The organism is Gammaproteobacteria bacterium (assembly GCA_019748175.1).
Lineage (GTDB): Bacteria > Pseudomonadota > Gammaproteobacteria > JAIEPX01 > JAIEPX01 > JAIEPX01.
The window spans coordinates 74,014-92,659 of sequence record JAIEPX010000008.1; the positions used below are offsets into that span (position 1 = coordinate 74,014).

Genomic DNA, 18,646 nt, shown 5'->3' on the forward strand with positions numbered 1-18,646 from the left:
ATGTGGCTGGTAAGCCAGTGCTAGATTGGGTTAGACCTATACCCATCTTTGCGATATGCTCTTACAAATTATTCTACCCGAGGTGTTCAAGGTGCGCTCAGAAATGAATGAAAAACTCTGTCAAAAATGGTTCGTGGTCTTGGCACTATTGCATGTTGTTTTTTGGACTTTGATGCCCGCGCTATTGCACCACAATGCCCCGCTCGATGTAGCCGAAGCGATTGCTTGGGGGCAGCAATGGCAGTGGGGCTATGACCGAGATCCTTATTTAGTAGGTTGGTTGGCGTATAGTGTCAGTTGGTTAACGGGTCATAGTGTTTGGGCAACCTATTTATTAAGTCAAATCTGCATTATCACGACCTTTTGGGCAACCACGCGATTGGCCATGCAATTAAAATTATCCTCACTGCAAGCGTTGGCCTCGATTTTATTATTAGAGGCAATTTTCTATTATAATTTTGCAACCCCTGAATTTAATGACAATGTTTTGCAACTACCTTTATGGGCATTAACGATTTCTTTTCTTTATACGGCAATTTCGGCTCAACGTTCACGCGATTGGATTCTCACAGGGTTGTGTGCTGGATTAGCTTTGATGGCGAAGTATTACACAGTGATGTTATTTGTCCCCATATTTGTGGTTATTCTTGGAACATCTCAAGGTCGAAACAGTTTTAAGAAGCCAGGACTTTATTTGGCAATTGCTCTGGGTTTGTTAATTATTTCCCCCAATCTTTACTGGCAATATCAGCATGACTTTCAGTATGTTGGCTATGCACTGAGTCGCGCTACAGTCGCACCCTCTTGGGCCAGGCACTTTTCTAATCCGCTCTTATTTTTAATGACGCAATTACTGGTTATTTTGCCTTGTTTTCTGCTGTACGCATGGAGTGTCAGGCACTTTAAACGATCAAATACCAAAAACCGTTTTGATCGGTTTTTCTTATTCAGCATGACGTGGGGACCTTTTTTGACGACATTGGGGTATGCTGCAATTTCGGGTACTCACATGCGTTCAATGTGGGGAATGCCACTCTTTAGTTTAGTGGGGTTGTGGCTGGTTTATTCATTTTGGCCAACCCTCGAAACTCTTGAATTACGTCGGTTAACAATTGGCTCTTTGGTTTGTTTTTTTTCTTCTTTGCTAATTTATCTAGGCACTGTTATTTTGCCTCCGTATTGGATCGGTAATGCAAAAATTGTTTCTTATCCATCGCAAGAACTTGCGAATGTGGTTGGTGAAGTTTGGCATAAAGAGTTTCAAAAACCTGTGCCTTTTGTAGCCGGCACTCGTCAATTGGCTGCGCGAGTGGCGGTATATGGAAAAGATCATCCGGTACCTTTTTTTGACTGGGACTATGAGGCGAGCCCATGGGTTGATTTGGTTAAAATGCAGCATGAAGGGGCTGTGTTTGTTTGGGATGCAGAAGCCTTTGGCGAGCAAGTTCCTAGCCATGTTCTTCAGGCTTTTCCCTCACTTCTAGGTGCATCAATTTTTGAATTGTCTTGGCATACTAAAGCCTCAATAAAACCTGTGCGTGTGGGCATTGCAGTATTGCCCCCTTCAACCTAGATACTGCAGTTGGAGTCTACTACGAGACTCTAATGCGCTAAATCTATGTTTAATCGCGATGAAATGGCGAAATAATCACCGATAAATAACAATAAATGCGTGTAATTATGTTTCTGCGCTCTATATTCTTTGGACAATCAAGTCAAATTGAGATAAGATCGGCCAATTCATGATCATTAATTAAGCGAGGATATTATGAGGTCAATTTTTCTTCCAAGACTAGTCAGTATATTGTTTTTTAGCGTGTCATTATTTTTTGGAATGGAGTCATTGGCATCGGTTGTGACGGGTAATATCAATGGAAATATTGTTGTAGAAGAATTTTTTGATTATCAGTGCCCGCATTGTCGAACTATGTTGTCAGTGACCGAACTTCTTGCGCGTAATAATAATGATGTGAAATTAGTTACTCGTGTCGTTCCATTATTAGACAAAAATTCATGGACAATTGCTCGAGCCGTTTTGGCCGCACGTAAACAAGGAAAATATCCGGCATTTCATCATATGTTGATGCAGGAGCGTTCTTATATCACTGAAGATCGATTGATGAGTTTAGCCAGAAGTGCACAAATCAATATTATACTCTTAAAACGAGATATGAATTCTAAAATTATTTTAAATGAATTGAAAGTAAACATACGTGATTCTCGTGCTCGTGGAGTTGATGTTATTCCAGCTATATTTGCGCACCGCGTAGGTAGACAATCGGGTGAATTGCGGTTTGTTGGTGACAAGTCTTATAGTGATTTGCAAGCATCTATAATGAATTTATAAGAGCGGAGGCTCTATGAGTTATTCGATCGACTTTGCACAACTTGTTGACTCTCTTGAAGTTAATATTGTTTGGAAAGATCTGAATAGTCGCTATATCGGAGCCAACCATCATTTTTTGAATTTACTTAATCTCACTCCTGAAACGCTTAATGGAAAAACAGATTATGATTTAACTACACATGACCTGGCTGAAAAAATCATTGAGAATGATCGAGAGGTTTTTAAAATTCAAGATACGCGATGCTTCCATGAGTATATTATCGATAGTGAAGGGAATAATAAAGTTTATTTAAGTTATAAAACACCATTGTATGATAAGGATCATAAATTGTTTGGTTTAACAACGTTGGCAATTGATGTGACTGAAGTGAATAAAAAAGAGTCAGAGCTAATATCTGAGACAAAAGCAAAGTCTTCATTCATCGATAATATGTCTTACTTCAATCAAATTGCAACGATGTTTAATCAGATGGCATCAAATATGCCGGCCAATATTTATTGGAAAGATTCTAAAGGGGTCTACTTAGGATGTAATTCAGCTTTGGCGCAAATTTTATCTTTGCGTCAAGATTCAATTGTTGGTAAGACCACATATGATCTTTTTAATAAAAAAGATGCAGATAATCTTATTAAAATTGATAATAAGGTGTTAGCACAAGGAAAAGCAATAACGCTAGAAGAGTTAGGATTTGATGTCAATGGTGATCCAGCAATTTACTTAAGCAATAAAGCACCTGTGAGAAATGACAAGGGTGATGTCATCGGATTAATAGGAATATCATTGGATATTACTAAACAAAAACAAATTGAGCAGGAATTGCGTGATGCCAAAGAAAAAGCAGAGGCAGCAGATTGTGCCAAATCAGAATTTATTCTTAATATCAGCCACGATATTAGAACCCCCTTTATGGGAATTTTAGGATTTTCGGAGATATTAGAATCACAAGAGGAAGATCCGTTTAAAAAAGAAACGTTAGGTTATATACGACAATCAGCACAACGATTATTAAGTTGGATGAATGAAATTATTGATGTTGTAGCAAGTAGTGATGAGGGCGTCCATGATAGTCAACCTATCTACATAAATTATCTAATGGAAGATCTCACGGAATTGATGCGCGCGAGAATAAAATACAAAAATTTAGATTGGAAATCAATTATCGATCCCAAAATTCCTCAACACTTGTTTGGGGATTTAGGCGGAATACGTAGAATATTGTTAAATCTAGTAGGTAATGCTGTGAAATTCACTGAGAATGGTGGTGTTACTATTGAGACGAAATTAATCGGTAAATCGGAGAATAGTGTAGAATTACAATTTATTATTAGTGATACAGGAATTGGAATTCCAGAAGATAAGTATGTTGATATTTTCAAAAAATTCAGCCGGCTGACATCCAGTTACTCAGGAAAGTACCCGGGCAGTGGATTGGGATTATACAATGTGAGTCAAATTGCAAATCGACTGGGTGGGTTGGTCACTGTGAAAAGTGAAGTTGGCAAAGGCAGCGTTTTTACATGTCAGATCCCGCTTAAATTGAAAGAAGAAGAACGGGTAAAATCTTGAAAAATAGACAGCTCAATAAAAGGGGGCAGGTCTAACATTGAAACCAGCTCAGATGTGCTAGTTTCAATGTTAGACCTGACCTTTTTTCTTCACTGATTCAAGCAGATTAGATATAATAGTAAAACTGTCTGGTATTGAGATTTGTGAGAGTTTTTGCTGTATTGTCTCTTTTTGTGCCCAGCAAGTGTCGATTGTTTGTAGTAATGAAGTCGCAGTAAGATCTTCATCATCAATAACCGTACTAAATCCTTTTTTCGAAGAATACTCTGCATTTTCGATTTGATCACCACGACTCGCTTTTTTTGATAACGGAATCAAAATGTGGTTTTTTCTCAGAGCGATTAATTCGTAAACTGTATTAGCTCCCGCGCGAGATATCACTAAATCAGCGCATGCAATGACGTCGCCAAATTCATCATTGATATAAGGGTATTGTTGGTAATCTTTTATATTATCAAAACGATTATCAGTTTTGTTGGTGCCGCAAACATGTACGATTTGAAATTGTTGAGTAAGTTTGGGTAAGATTTGCCGCGTGATATCATTTAGGTTTTGAGCGCCAAGACTACCGCCATAAATCAATAGAACAGGTTTAGATGCAGAAAAATGTAGAAAATTTAGACCTCTTTCGCGAGATCCTGAGGTGAGCACTTGACGCAAGGGAATGCCTGTAACAATGACTTTATTTGGATTTTTAAAATATTTTTCAGCGCCGGGAAAATTAACGCAGACTTGTTGTGCAAAGGGTAGGCTTAAACGATTAGCGAGTCCAGGTGTCAGATCGGCTTCATGGATGATGACAGGAATTCTTCGTAGCCAAGCTGCAAAAACAACAGGGAATGCAACAAAGCCTCCTTTAGAGAAAACCACCGTTGGTTTAATGCGGCCGAGCAATCGCCAGGCTTGCCCTATGCCTGTTAAGACTTGGAAGGGTGTTAATAAATTTCGCCAAGATTTAAAGCGACGCAGCTTTCCGGTGCTGATGCCGTAATAGGGGATATTAAGAGGTGAGATGAGCGTTTTTTCAATGCCGTCATAGCTACCGATATAATGACTTTCCCATCCAAAGCCCTTCAAATAATTAATAAGGGCTATATTGGGTACAACATGGCCAGCTGAACCACCACCTGTGAATAGAATTTTTTTCATCATTAACCTTAATCAATTGCTAGAGTAGATTGTATCAGCGGATATACTAGCGGAATAGGGGGCAGGCATGCATATTTTTACCTGGCTTTGCTAGATGAAAATATGCATGCCTGACCCTTTTTTTTCTTTCTTTTTGAGTTCGTCTGTCATAGAATACTCGGCTTGTTGCTGGTGTAGCTCAGTTGGTAGAGCAGCTGATTTGTAATCAGCGGGTCGTAGGTTCGAATCCTATCACCAGCTCCATTATCCTAGGTTTCTACTGCTGAATCTAGGATTGTCAAATTCTCACCTTGATCACATAACCAATAATTCTTGAGACGAAGAAAGTGACTCTTCATCATCAGATACTCGTATTAGCATAGTAAAACTTCTTCTTCGATTGGCAAAAACTTGTACGCCATCGTCGCTCGACACTTTTCGCGGTAGACCCATGCCGTCTGTTCGACGCAATAAATGTTGACTGTTACTATTATCTGGAACTGTCGGCGGAGCGCTAGTATTTTTTCTCGGGGGTATTAATATAGGTGTGTTTTTATCGTTAGGAACACTTTGGACTGCCCTCAAACTCATAGCTTGAGTCACGTCTCCTGCGGATTTATTATGTTGTATGCTTGTGTTCAATTTATCATTGTGAGGTGCCGCTCCTGAGACCTCAACGCGGTCGAATACACTGGGAGGTTGCGATTTATTTCTAACTTGAGCTGGGGCAATTACTTGAGCATTATCAAAAAATCCTGGTCCTGCTCTTAAGCTTTCATTTTGAAATGTAGATGCTAATACTATAGCATCATCAAGAGCAACAGGTGAAACGTCGGAATTTTTAGTTTGAGTAGACGAGGATTGTGCTTTAACTTCACCACTACCTTTGTGTTGAGTGACAAAACGTATACTTTGAGGCAAAGAACTAGTTCTTTCTTTATCCTTAGAAACTGTTGACAATGTAGCCAAGCTTTTGCTTTGGCCCAAAGATTTCTTGGCCTTTTTATCATCAGCTTTTGGCGTTTTATCTGAACTTCTTCTGCCAGTAGCTACAAGTGCCTGTTCATAATACAATATTTCTGATGAAGATAAAGTTTGTAAGCCTCTGCGGGTTTCAACTTCCTCGATGACGATTTGGTGAAGTGAACGCTCGTTGTTATCACCCAGTATTGTTGAGGCTTCACTAGCCTTTTTTTTCTTGTTGGATTTTACAACGATATAATCGGCGCGTGATTTAGGATAACGTCCCACAGTGATATAATGTGGCAAATTAAGAGCGGCAGGTTTTTCAGATAGTAGTTTTCTTTTGTTATGCTCTGCTAAATAGGAGTTCAATAATTCACACGTCCAGTGATGTAAAACTTCGCCAAAGAGTGATGTTCCAACTTTGCGTGAAAATTTTCGCCATTTGAAGTCGTGTGCGTGTATAGTAACATCAAATAAACCAGTTGAATAAACTTGCATCATATGAGCAACTTCTTCAAATATATATTTTTTATTTGAACGAATGCTAACATTCACATTGGTTTTATCTGTGAATGTGGATAAATCATTATTACTGACTTCGTTCAGCTTGGGTTGTACTGCTGCTGCAAATCCTACGCCTGAGCTAAATTGGGCGCTAACAAATTCAGAAAGACTAGTAATGCTAATATCAGAACTAACCTCTGTGGTTTTGTCGCTAATTCGCATTCTTTCTAAAAAACAGGTTCTCAGCGTAGCAGATGTCATCTCGGGATGAGTAAGTTCGCCCCAGCGAAAATGTGTAATTTTGCAACCTATTTCCTGTGCAATATTTTCAAGTGCAAGCGATTCAATCAAATCATCTCCGAGCTTTTTTGCATCATTTCTGCAATCATCTGACTTATCAAGGTGAAGACTTGAGGTATTACGCATAGGTTTAAAGAATTCATCATGCATGAATTTTTCTTTATAGATTTGGTGACGATTTAATTCATCGGATATCGTAAGAACGATATGCACGGGTCTCGGTTTAAATGCTGTAACGACTGCTTTTAAGAAATCTCGTAATTGATCGGGCTGAGAATAGATATCTTCATGGATGCAAATTGGCAAATAGATTAATAATTCACTCATTTCGGTGCTAATTTTGAAGTAATCGTCCATATGATTTATGGATACCGGAAAAGAATCGGATTTTTTTTGTGGAGTATAATTTTGGAGTAAATAACGATATTCATAATCATTAGACTGCATAGCAATCACTGGATTCAATTTGGCTGAAAATGGAGCATTATGCGTCCCGACTGTTATTGGTTGGCGCAAGGGTTTTAATTCTATCGTTTCAGCAGCATTTTTTGGGTCATCATCGAGGGCTACATCTGAAATTGAAGTTCTATTTGTAGTTGAATTTCGTGGAGAACCGCCCGATTTTTGGGCTTTCTTGTCTCTAAAGCTCTTCAATACTTTCTTCATAATCTAACCTCAGACAAAAATTAATTGTCAAATACATAGCCATGGAATATCCATTGATATGTTATTTAGGAAATTTTTTTAGATATCTAACATGAACACTTAGACTAAGTGGGAGCTGCCAAAAAGTCAATAGTTATTGTGAGGAAAACTGGTATAATGCGTGTAAGATTTTGTCTATTCCTCATAGTTTTGCATTTTGTGTCATCGCTAGGCTAAATTTTCAGATGGCATAATAATGGCGTTTGGCAAATCTTTGATATAGTATTTTGATTTTTAATGGCCCTTTTGAGAAAATTTTATGAACAAACCTATTCATCCCGTTCAGCCTGATTCGCAGTTTGGGGTATTGCTAGTGAACTTAGGAACGCCCGCAGAGCCAACAACGCTGGCTATTGCACGTTATTTACGCGAATTTTTGTCAGATCCGCGCGTGATAGATGTCAATCCTTTTTTGTGGTGGTTTATTTTGAATGGGATCATTATACCCCTACGAAGTAAGAGGGTTGCGTGTAATTATCGCAAAATTTGGTTATCGGAAGGATCCCCTTTGTTGGTGAACAGCCTGCGACAAAAAGAAAAATTGCAAGCGTTAATAAATCAGCAGGGTGTTAACTCACCCATTATAGAATTAGGAATGACTTACGGGCAGCCTTCGATAGCGAGTGGAATGCAGAGGCTTCGAGAACAAGGCGTTCGTAAAATTCTAATTTTGCCTTTATTTCCTCAATATTCAGCGACGACGACTGCTGCAGTTTTTGATGCAGTGAGTCGTGAAATGGCAAAGTTGTCTTGGATGCCAGAATTGCGTTTTGTGAATCATTACGCAGATGAGCCACTCTACATTGAGGCTTTAGTTAACAGTATTCAAAGACATTGGGCTCAGCATCAACGCGGTGATATTTTGTTAATTTCTTTTCATGGATTGCCTGAGCGCTATTTTCAAAAAGGTGATCCTTATTATTGTTATTGCCATAAAACGGCACGTTTGATTGCAGAAAAATTAGGGCTATCGGATGAACAATGGCGATTAGTATTTCAATCGCGTTTTGGACGAGAGCCTTGGTTGCAACCGTATTGTGATAAAACTTTGCAAGAGTTGCCACTAACAGGTAAAAAAAATGTTGATATAATATGTCCCGGATTTTCAGCGGATTGTTTAGAGACCTTGGAAGAAATTAGTATGACAAACCAAGAAATTTTTACAAAAGCAGGGGGTGAAAATTATAAGTATATTCCGGCGTTAAATGATCAGCCGTTACATATACAAGCATTCTTGGAATTAATTAACAAGCATGGTTGGGGGTCAATTTCAGGGTGATTTCCGCCAATCTTTTTCCTAATGCTCTACAAAGCCGTGCTTCTTCTTCGTTGAGAGGAAAATTGCTATCAATCCCAGCAACATGACTGGCGCCATAAGGTGTACCGCCGCTTTGAGTGGTATTTAAGTCGGGTTCTGAGTAAGGAAGGCCAACCATGAGCATGCCCTGATGCATGAGCGGTAACATCATATTGAGAAGCGTTGTTTCTTGCCCGCCATGCATTGAGGAGCTTGATGTGAATGTTGCAGCCGGTTTGCCGGATAATTTTCCTGAAAACCAGAGCGCTGTAGTTTGTTCCAAAAAATATTTTAACGGAGCAGCCATGTTACCGAAACGAGCGGGGCTGCCTAAGGCTAATCCATCACATTGCGCGAGTTCATCCAGTGTGGCGTAGGGCGCGCCTTGGTCAGGCACTGAGGGTTCAGTGGCTTCAATAGTTGGGGAAACACTGGGTACAGTTCTGATGAGGGCTTCAACGTTGTCGACCATTTCGACGCCACGAGCGATATGATGAGCCATTTGTGCTGTTGAGCCATTGCGGCTGTAATATAAAATTAACACTGTTGCCATAAAAAATGCTCCATATCATTTCATTCGACTGAGCTCATGATATGATAAACAAGTTGGAAATCATAGTGATGCTGATTAGTGACTATGAATGCGTTTTATGATGAAATCCTGGAGCGCTCACATAGAGGACCCCTGTATGATAATTTTTTCATCGGTGAATACACTATATCGGTATATTGACCGAATGATATGGAAATTTGTAAATGATGCCTGTTTTACACGGGCAGCAGCGTTAGCCTATACGACCTTATTGGCCTTAGTGCCCCTGATGACGGTGAGTTTAGCGTTATTATCGGCATTTCCAGTGTTTCAAGACGGCGCACAAAAGATTCAGGATTTTGTGTTTTCAAATTTTGTTGCTGGTTCAGCTGATATTATTCAACAACATCTTCAGAGCTTTGTAGATTCTGCACGACATTTGTCTCCCACCGGTTTATTTTTTTTGGTTGTTACAGCCATTATGATGATATTCAATATGGAGTCGGATTTAAATGCCATTTGGCGAGTAAAGCAGCGACGTCATGGTGTTTCAGCATTTTTAATTTATTGGGGAGTGTTGACTTTGCTGCCTATTTCAGTGGGTGTTGGAATAGCAGTGAGTACAAATTTAGCAGCATTACCTCTAGTTGTTGAAATGGGTGAGTTTCTCGACATAAAAACGATGCTCTTGCGATGTCTGCCCAATTTGATAACATGGATGTCATTCACAATATTGTATGTCACATTGCCAAATTGTGTAGTAAAAATAAGACATGCTATTTGGGGTGGTTTAGTCGCTATGATATTATTTAGTTGGGCTAAATTTGGATTTAGTTGGTATTTAATTAATTTTCCATCCTACGAATTACTTTATGGTGCATTGGCAACGATACCAATATTTTTATTGTGGTTGTATATGACCTGGTTAATTATTTTATTTGGTGCGGTTGTCGCTTATGTTATCGCTAATGGAAATGAAACGGAAATTTAAAATGAAAATGATCAAAGCATTATCAGTACTATTACTTATTGTAGGTATTCATTCGTCAGTTTGCGCGGCTGTTTTTCCTTTAGGCCGCGAGGGTGATGATCTTATTGGAAACGTGAGTAATACCATCGTTCAAGAAGGTGATAATTTTTTTACCATCGCTCATCGTCTTGATTTGGGCTATATGGAATTAATTGAAGCCAACCAAGGCGTGAATCCAGATAAACCCATTCCAGGCACTGTAATAATTATTCCGTCGCGCTATATTTTACCGAATACGCTGCGTCAAGGAATCATCATTAATTTAGCAGAAATGCGGATGTATTATTTTCCAAAAAATTCAAAAGAAGTGTGGACATTTCCTGTTGGAATCGGGCGACAAGGTTCTCAAACGCCCGATGGAGTTATGACGGTGATTGAACATATGGATCATCCAACATGGCACGCTCCAGAATCAGTGCGTGCTGAAAGAGCAAAAGAAGGCATTGAAATTCCTAAAATGGTTCCTCCAGGGCCCGACAATCCTTTAGGTGAATATGCACTACGATTATCAATGCAAACTTATTTAATTCATGGCACCAACGATAATACCGGGGTAGGGCGTCGGAGTAGTTCGGGATGTTTGAGAATGTATCCAGAAGATATCGAGAAATTATATCATGCAGTAAAAAAAGGGGAGACTGTTAAAGTTATTAATGCTCCTTATAAAATTGGACGACACGATGGAGATGTTTATGTTGAAGGCCATCTGCCATTGCAAGAAGTGCAAGGAAAATACGCTAATCTTGATAAAGTCCTAGAGAAAAATTTGTTTGAAATGGGCGGTACTCAAATTCAACAAGCTGTGGATATGAAAAAAGCGCTGAGAATTGCCTCTGAGCAGCAGGGACTACCGCAGCGTGTATCACATTTGAAAGAGATGACTAGTCTAGGAAATTCTATCGCACAAAGTTTGGCGGAAGCTACTACTCCGGATGAAAGCAAACAGCACAAAAGCGGTGCAGGAAAAGTCAATGAGTGATGCTATCTCATCCTATACAAAGGAATTTCACGTGCGATGGGCAGATTGCGACTTTAATGGTCATATGCGTCATTCCGCATTCAATGACTATGGGGCGCATATTCGAGTGTCAATGTTCAGCGAGTTCGGATTACCCATTGAAAAATTAATGCATGAACGAATGGGGCCTGTTTTATTCCGTGAAGAAACGCGATTTTACAAAGAATTGCGACTCAATGAAAAATTTACAGTTGATTGCGAAATAATTTCGATGAGACGCAACGGAAAAATTTGGTCTATGCACCATCATTTTTATAACGTTAATAATGATCTAGCAGCGGAAATCACCGTTGAAGGTGCTTGGATGGATTTAGATAAAAGAAAGGTCGTGACGCCTCCTGCTGATTATATGGAGTTCATCAATAAATTTCCTCGAGGCAAAGAATTCGTTTGGCTTGATAACAGTCAAGATAATCGAGAAAGCTGAGTTTTTAATTCATCAAGATAAGTATCCAACGGTAATTCTTTCGTCTCACTACTGTTTCGTGCTTTATATTCGATGATATTGGCATCGAGTCCTTTATCGCCTAGAACCAATCGATGAGGAATTCCGATAAGATCGCAATCAGCAAATAATACACCAGGTCTTTCTTGTCTATCGTCGTAAAGCACATCGTAGCCTGCAGCAACTAATTCACTGTAAATTTTTTCGCACACTTTTTTGAGTCGATCAGATTTGTGTAAATTAACAGGGATAAAAGCGATTTGAAACGGCGCTAAGGGTTCTGGCCACAGAATGCCCTGTTCATCGTGATTTTGTTCTATCGCTGCAGCGACAATGCGCGATATTCCAATGCCATAGCAACCCATGAGCATGGATCGTGCTTTTCCTGATTCATCGCACACATTGGCGTTCATGGCTTTGCTGTACTTATCACCGAGTTGAAAAATATGGCCTACCTCAATTCCGCGCGCGAATTTTAATTTGCCTTTGCCATCGGGGCTTATATCACCCGGTACGACATTTCGTAAGTCAGCAACTTCAATCTCGCCCACATCGCGTTGCCAGTCTGCATTTTGATAATGTTTATTGTCTTGGTTTGCACCACAAACAAAATCGCCGAGCACTGCGGCATCACGATCGACAATTAAAGGAATCTTTAATTTCACAGGGCCGATGCAACCCGCTTTGCATCCTAGATTTTTTTGAATAATATCATCTTTGACAAATTGCAACGGACTTGCCACTTTGGGATGTTTTGCCGCTTTAATAGCGTTGAGTTCGTGATCACCTCGCAAAGCAAGAGCAACGATTTCAGTTTCAGAACCTTTGACCAACAATGTTTTGACTAATTGCTGAGGTTTAATATCTAAAAATTGACACACTTGATCTACTGTGTAGTGACTATTGGTATCAATTAATGTTAGGGGTTCATTTGATTTTGAGGCTGTAGAGTTTGGAGCCAATGCTTCAGCGCGTTCTACGTTCGCCGCGTAATCACTCTCATCACTGAAGGCCAGTAAATCTTCGCCGGTATTGGCCAAGACTTGAAATTCATGTGATAAATTACCACCAATGCTACCAGTGTCTGCAAGAACGGGGCGAAAATCTAAACCTAATCGAGTAAAAATTTTAGTATAGGCTTCAAACATTGTCTGATAAGTTTTTTCCAACGATTCAGCATCAAGATGAAAAGAATACGCATCTTTCATCAAGAATTCACGCGAACGCATCACACCAAAACGTGGACGAATTTCATCGCGGAATTTCATTTGAATTTGAAAAAATGAAAGCGGTAATTGTTTATAGCTGCGAATTTTATTTCTAGCGATATCGGTGATCACTTCTTCATGAGTAGGGCCAAAGCAAAACTCTCGTTTGTGTCGGTCGTTAATGCGCAACATATCAGGACCGTATTGTTCCCATCGTCCTGACTCAGTCCAAAGTTCAGCCGGTTGTATGGCGGGCATTAATAATTCACTAGCTCCGATTTTATTCATTTCTTCGCGGACCACAGCCTCAACCTTTTTGAGTACGCGTAAACCCAGCGGTAGCCATGTGTAAATGCCCGACGCCAGTTTTGAAATCATTCCAGTTCGAAGCATCAGCTTGTGGCTGACAATTTCCGCATCGGCCGGCGTTTCTTTTTGTGTGACTAGTAAAAATTGTGAGGTGCGCATAAAAATCCTATTTAATTATTCACCCAACCTGGACAAAATCTGAACGTTTTAGCCATTCTAGCCAAGGTGGTGCAAGGATAATGATCATACTAATCTAAGGTGATGAGAGCAAGATACTTTATTTCTTTTGTTGGCTAGTGCGAGGTTCGGATACCTGTTCAGGTGACGCCTTAGGTTCGCTCTTGGGAGTTGGGGCGCGTATAGCATGGGTGATCATCTTACCAAGAATGTCTTCAGACCTTGATTCTTTGGAAATTCCAGACTCTAGTCTTTCATCGTGTATGGCTTTATACGTTTCTCGTAATATTGTAACGATTTCTTGCTGCGTTTTTGGTGGATCAGCTGATATTTTGTTTATCGCATCGGTTAGTGAACTCCTTACCGTAGTGTAATATTTTTCTCTTTTTGAGGATACTATACTTTCAATACCCTCAATAATTCTTTGTAATAAACTTTGATTGCGAGCCGCTTTTAATTCATGAATCATTCTTTCTTGTAAAGACGGTTCTTTTGCTTCAAATCGAACTTTGAGTTGAGTGGTTAATTTACTATTCGGGTATTTCAATATGAATGCATCAACTTTACCTTTGATCTCATCTTCTTTATTAACAAACGATCGGTTTAATATATTTTTACAATCTTGAAGCAGTTTTTTAGCAGCTATTTTTTCCTCGCTGCCGATTAGTGGATTTTGTCTAAATGCATGGATGGCCATTACCACTCGAAGGTAGTTACCATCGAGACGATCTTTTGATGGATTAAAGAAAACTTGAGACTTTTTTTCAGGATGTGCTTCAAACGTTTTTTCTAACCAATCTTTAACGCTCGGATGTTCACTTAATTCAGTGTTTGAATTTTCTTTTTTTCTCTTATCATCAGGATCACACATATATTGAAATGTAACAGGAAACTGTTGTGCAAATAATTTTAAATGTTGCTGGTTCATAAAACAGTGAGAGAGAATGGGGGTATAATCTTCGCGATGACGAGCTGCATAGCGAACTTTTGAAAATGGGCCGTAATTATCCAGGAGGCAAATCATGGTTGAATATTTTCGTAATAATCCTACAGGATCGGTATCGGTTCTTGGCTCATATTCAGAACGCTTTTCTTTAACAATTTTCATCGGATATTGTGGATCTTCTCTAAATGTTGTGCCCCATTCTTTAAGACGATCGATAGCTATATCCTGTACTAATTCGGTTGCATCATCTGTCCCAGGGTTTTTATCTGATAATCGACTGTGAATGCCATGGTGTCCTGGCATTGGCAAACATTCCACTTGAGTGCTTTCGAAGTCTTGAGGTTTTAACGTACTATAATCTTGGGGTCTAAAGACAGCGCGATTTTCATGAAGCGCAATGGTAGAAACATAATGTTTCACATTAGGCGGAATAATTTGTGCCGTTTCTGCGCCTTGTCTTCCTGGGCCAGGAACAGGTTCGATGGCAATAATATTAATTTTTATTTGAGGATAAAATTGATACATCAAATTGGCAAATCGTAAACACGCATCGGCTCCACGACTAAATCCGACCATGTTAATGGTGTCTGGGAGTGGATGTTGTTTTTCGACATGCATCAGCATTTCAACGAGATTCTGTTCGACGCCCCAACCTGTTGCGGCGGCGGCTAATTCAGTCACTTTTTGCGGAACAACTGTCCTTTGAGGGACTTTTTTGCCTGTCACTCGATCAATTTTGTAGGTGCCAGGTATCGTCGGTGCCATTCCAGAGCGGGCTTTGCCCCCAGGACCGTTAACGACGTACCCTCCGGACGAGCATTGCTCGGAAAGCGCAGATATCACGGTTTTGATTCGACCTTCTTCATGATACCGTGTTCCATGTAGAAAGAATGTTAAAGTACTCACACTGAAATTATAGTCCAAAATCGGGGAGATGGTTGACACGGTCGGTCAATGGTTGGAAAATGGACCAAAGGGATGAAATCAAATGACTAGACGAGAGAAAGTTTTTGATGCGCATGGAGACTTGCTTGTTCAGCGATATAAGCAAGGCGTTGCACTTGTCAAACCACCTTTACACGATGAAAATATTATTAATCGAATTTCTTCTATTTATAATCTCCCAATCACGGCCTATTTTTTAGATGCCGATAGTCGAATAGTTAATTCAAATGATGCAACAGCTCAATTGGTTGGTGCGAGTTCTTACAAAGATATGGTTGGAAAATCTGTGGAATGTTTTGCAAAGCGAGCTTCAGTTGAAAAAGTGTTGGCCACTGACAAAGAAGTCTTGCACACGAAAATGATGAGAGTAACAGAAGAGACGGGTGATATTTCAAATTCTGTCAGTATACAAGCATTATCCTTTAAATTTCCTTGGTATTATGAAGATACAGTTATTGGAATTTTTGGTTGTTCAATTAAAATGAACGGTCTTGGGGTTGGTGAATTAGCGTATGCTTTTTCTCAATTGATAACGACGGGGTTGTTAGGTTCTGCTCATTCGTTACCCATGACGATGTCATCAAATTATCAATTACAATTAGCGCAATTAACGGAACGAGAGAAACAAGTTTTATCGTTGTTGGTGCGTGGAAAAACGGCAAAAGAAATTGGAAATCGTTTAGGAATTTCACGACGCACGGTTGAGCATCATATTGAGTCATTAAAATTTAAAACCAATAGTAAATTTAAGTCCGATTTGATTGATAAATTTATAGATTAAAATCAATTTGAAATTGGTGCATCGATTATTCAAGGAGTATCCGAAAACTGCAACGCCTTAAACTCCCTATGGCCTGTTCAGTTTATTTGTCGCAAAAAAGAGGCGCTTCTCTTGCAAGAAGCGCCTCATGAGCCCTTAAGTCGACATCTGAGCTAATTGTTAGTGCTACAAGAAGATACGCCATTACCCAGATAAAAGATTTCATAAGCTGATGGCAAAATCACCGGTTTTGTCAGCTTCGTGAAATCAACATTATCGATTCTCAATTCATAGGCACTGGATTGACCGGTTGCGACTCCGATTCCTCCTAACCAATTAGGATCGTATTCAGTACCCACGCCACTCATATCGCCATAAATAATTTCAATTTTGCCAGTTTTATAAATGACTACTTGGAAAGTATTAGGTGGAATTCCAATGCTGCAACACATAGGTACTTGATCGAAGGTAATAACGATCCGATCAGCTAGCACTTTCTTAAACACGCCATGTCCAGCTGGAGCATTTTGAGGGCTTAAATCAGCCCACAGGCCTGCTATTGTGGGAAGACCATTCAAGAGAATTTCACCACTCATTGCCCAGGGAGAGTACGCTCCAGTTGAGTAGAATGGCGTTAGAGTAGTGGCCCCTGTTAAATCAAGCGCGCCTGGGGGTGTAGCCATTATCACGCCATTAGCAAAGAGGGTGATATTATTAATCAACCCGACATTGGGTACTGGAAATGAAAAGGGTAGCGTAATCGACTGCATTGTATCATCGGAACTCACGTCATCCCAATTGAGACGATCGGTTCCTTTATCTAAAAGCGTATTCCCTTTGCTAAAACTGATTTGATAAAAATGGCCGTCTTTCGTGGGATTAAAGCTCAATTTATTACCGTTTTGAATATCCACTAAATGATCAGGTTGTGCCTGACAATTAGCAGCAACTTTGGCCAGTGGATTAAATACTTGAGCAAGGGGTGAATCCGTCAGATAGAGTGAATAAATTTGCTGACCTTTTAATATTTTATTGAAAAAAGAAACGATGTACCATTTTTGCATTCGAGAGATTTCGGTATAAGGGACAGCCGGTCTCAAGGGCATTAGTTGCTTCATATCACCGATGTTAATTAAGGTGCCGGCGTTAGTTGTACTTGCAAGACTATTCTCAAAAGTACCTACTAACAAATCATTCACAATGTTGTTTTGCAGCTGTTGGGAGACCCCATTAAATATAGTCTGATCACAGTCCGCAAAGATATCCACGCTTGCTATACCGAATGAAAAATAGACGGATGCGTAATCATTCAAATTCCCAGGATTTTGATCAGCTGCTAAAAGATTCGTATGAATTCTTTCGCAAAGATTATCACCTGAGCCTGAGGGATGAAGCAGCCCAGCAATATCAACATAATATTTTGGGTTGCTATTGATGAGTTGCGGAAAAATACTAACATTATTATTTAAATTAGCATTAACATCCGCATCTTGATAGAGCATAACAGGCACTGTTACATTGGCAAAATCTGCCGCTGTAAAGCTGCCAGGATCTGAACCGTCCATTGCAACGGCTGCTTTTATTCTACTATCAGGTAATAGGGCTGGTGAGGCGCTTTGCTGACCGGCCACAGTCACCATGGTGGTGAAACCACCCAGCGAATATCCGAAAAGCCCAATTTGATTTGGATTGATTCGAGAAGCAAATTGAGGTGCTATCGCAGGATTTTGCATTGCTGTAATAACGAAACGAACATCTTTAGAACGTCCGATTGTTCTCCCTACGCCACTGGACAAGGGAGTATCTGGCAAACCTAGCATTCGATTTATTGCTAAATTAAAATTACTACCGGTGTGCTCAATTCCAACGACGATATACCCATGGCTGGCCAGTGTTTCACTCAAATCACGATTACCTGTGATGGAGCTGCTTGCAGAACCATGCGAATAAATGAGCAACGGAAAGGGCCCATTTGCCACAGGCACGCCTTCACGCGTGCTATTGTTGCTAGGATATACTGCGCTAAAATGAAGTAACGAATAGCCAGAGTGTGTGCCATCATAGATGGGGTTATTAAGGGTATATTGTGTTAAAGGTCCCGATTGACTGGTAGTGGGGTACCAGATATGTAAAAACAATTCCCGCCCTACGGGAGTTCCAGTGGTTGAGCCGTTGGGATTCCTAGAAGGATCTTTGACCAACAAAGTAGTATGTCCTACTTTGTAGGCTCCCAGGCTGGTTGGATCAAAAAGCCCTAAAGCGTACGCATTGATAGACCAGCTCAGGGATACCAGGAGAAGAGACAAGGTGAAAGACTTAAACATGGATAAATGATGCTTGTTCATACTAACCTCCGCTCTAAACTAACTCGTTTGCCAAGACTTCCCGAGGCGAAAAGCCTCTCAAAAGTTGGCGCTATTCATACCATTTGATCTTCGTCAACCAGTCGTGACTCCTTTTGC

General features: G+C 40.0%; 14 protein-coding genes and 1 tRNA gene. 9 read left to right on the plus strand and 6 right to left on the minus strand.

The features are described from left to right. The first annotated feature begins 103 nt into the window (after window positions 1-103). From K2X50_03575 to K2X50_03585, 3 genes are all read left to right on the plus strand, one after another. Complete coding sequence (locus tag K2X50_03575; GenBank protein ID MBX9586317.1) at window positions 104-1,573, plus strand: glycosyltransferase family 39 protein; 1,470 nt, start codon at window positions 104-106, stop codon at window positions 1,571-1,573. 195 nt (window positions 1,574-1,768) lie between these two features. Beyond that, a complete protein-coding gene (locus tag K2X50_03580; protein ID MBX9586318.1) occupies window positions 1,769-2,347 on the plus strand; it encodes a DsbA family protein in 579 nt (192 codons plus the stop codon). A gap of 13 nt (window positions 2,348-2,360) precedes the next feature. Beyond that, complete coding sequence (locus K2X50_03585; GenBank protein ID MBX9586319.1) at window positions 2,361-3,914, plus strand: PAS domain-containing protein; 1,554 nt, start codon at window positions 2,361-2,363, stop codon at window positions 3,912-3,914. 69 nt (window positions 3,915-3,983) lie between these two features. Here K2X50_03585 and K2X50_03590 read toward each other — a convergent pair whose 3' ends face one another. Then, complete coding sequence (locus K2X50_03590) at window positions 3,984-5,063, minus strand: undecaprenyldiphospho-muramoylpentapeptide beta-N-acetylglucosaminyltransferase (protein ID MBX9586320.1); 1,080 nt, start codon at window positions 5,061-5,063, stop codon at window positions 3,984-3,986. A gap of 167 nt (window positions 5,064-5,230) precedes the next feature. Here K2X50_03590 and K2X50_03595 point away from each other — a divergent pair. Beyond that, window positions 5,231-5,306: transfer RNA gene (locus tag K2X50_03595), tRNA-Thr, on the plus strand. 51 nt (window positions 5,307-5,357) lie between these two features. Here K2X50_03595 and K2X50_03600 read toward each other — a convergent pair. Next, window positions 5,358-7,478 (minus strand): hypothetical protein, encoded by a 2,121-nt coding sequence (locus K2X50_03600; protein ID MBX9586321.1) that lies wholly within the window; start codon window positions 7,476-7,478, stop codon window positions 5,358-5,360. A 298-nt stretch (window positions 7,479-7,776) separates the two neighbouring features. Here K2X50_03600 and hemH point away from each other — a divergent pair, with 298 nt between their 5' ends. Further along, window positions 7,777-8,796 carry a ferrochelatase gene (gene hemH, locus K2X50_03605; protein MBX9586322.1) on the plus strand — a complete coding sequence of 340 codons (1,020 nt, stop codon included), beginning with the start codon at window positions 7,777-7,779 and terminating at the stop codon, window positions 8,794-8,796. Here the strand turns inward: hemH and wrbA are convergent. Further along, the gene (gene wrbA, locus K2X50_03610; GenBank protein MBX9586323.1) at window positions 8,762-9,367 is read right to left on the minus strand and encodes an NAD(P)H:quinone oxidoreductase; all 606 of its coding nucleotides are present in this window, start codon (window positions 9,365-9,367) and stop codon (window positions 8,762-8,764) included. The genes hemH and wrbA overlap by 35 nt on opposite strands. 136 nt (window positions 9,368-9,503) lie before the next feature. Here wrbA and K2X50_03615 point away from each other — a divergent pair, with 136 nt between their 5' ends. From K2X50_03615 to K2X50_03625, 3 genes are read left to right on the plus strand one after another with little or no spacing between them, the layout of a single operon-like run. After that, window positions 9,504-10,337, plus strand: a complete 834-nt coding sequence (locus K2X50_03615; protein MBX9586324.1) for a YihY family inner membrane protein — start codon at window positions 9,504-9,506, stop codon at window positions 10,335-10,337. A gap of 1 nt (window position 10,338) precedes the next feature. Further along, window positions 10,339-11,355, plus strand: a complete 1,017-nt coding sequence (locus K2X50_03620; protein ID MBX9586325.1) for a L,D-transpeptidase family protein — start codon at window positions 10,339-10,341, stop codon at window positions 11,353-11,355. After that, window positions 11,348-11,821, plus strand: a complete 474-nt coding sequence (locus K2X50_03625) for a thioesterase family protein (GenBank protein ID MBX9586326.1) — start codon at window positions 11,348-11,350, stop codon at window positions 11,819-11,821. The genes K2X50_03620 and K2X50_03625 overlap by 8 nt, the downstream gene beginning before the upstream one ends. Here K2X50_03625 and K2X50_03630 read toward each other — a convergent pair. Continuing rightward, complete coding sequence (locus K2X50_03630) at window positions 11,800-13,515, minus strand: proline--tRNA ligase (GenBank protein ID MBX9586327.1); 1,716 nt, start codon at window positions 13,513-13,515, stop codon at window positions 11,800-11,802. The genes K2X50_03625 and K2X50_03630 overlap by 22 nt on opposite strands. Window positions 13,516-13,633: 118 nt before the next feature. Next, window positions 13,634-15,385, minus strand: coding sequence for a DUF2235 domain-containing protein (locus K2X50_03635; GenBank protein MBX9586328.1), 1,752 nt, complete (start codon window positions 15,383-15,385; stop codon window positions 13,634-13,636). Window positions 15,386-15,695: 310 nt separating this feature from the next. On the opposite strand from K2X50_03635, the gene K2X50_03640 reads away from it, so the two are divergent. After that, entirely contained in the window at window positions 15,696-16,205 is a 510-nt protein-coding gene (locus tag K2X50_03640) for a helix-turn-helix transcriptional regulator (protein ID MBX9586329.1), read from the plus strand. 152 nt (window positions 16,206-16,357) lie between these two features. Here the strand turns inward: K2X50_03640 and K2X50_03645 are convergent, their stop codons facing one another. Continuing rightward, window positions 16,358-18,529: a hypothetical protein gene (locus K2X50_03645; protein ID MBX9586330.1), complete on the minus strand. Its 2,172-nt coding sequence runs from the start codon at window positions 18,527-18,529 to the stop codon at window positions 16,358-16,360. Window positions 18,530-18,646: the final 117 nt, after the last annotated feature.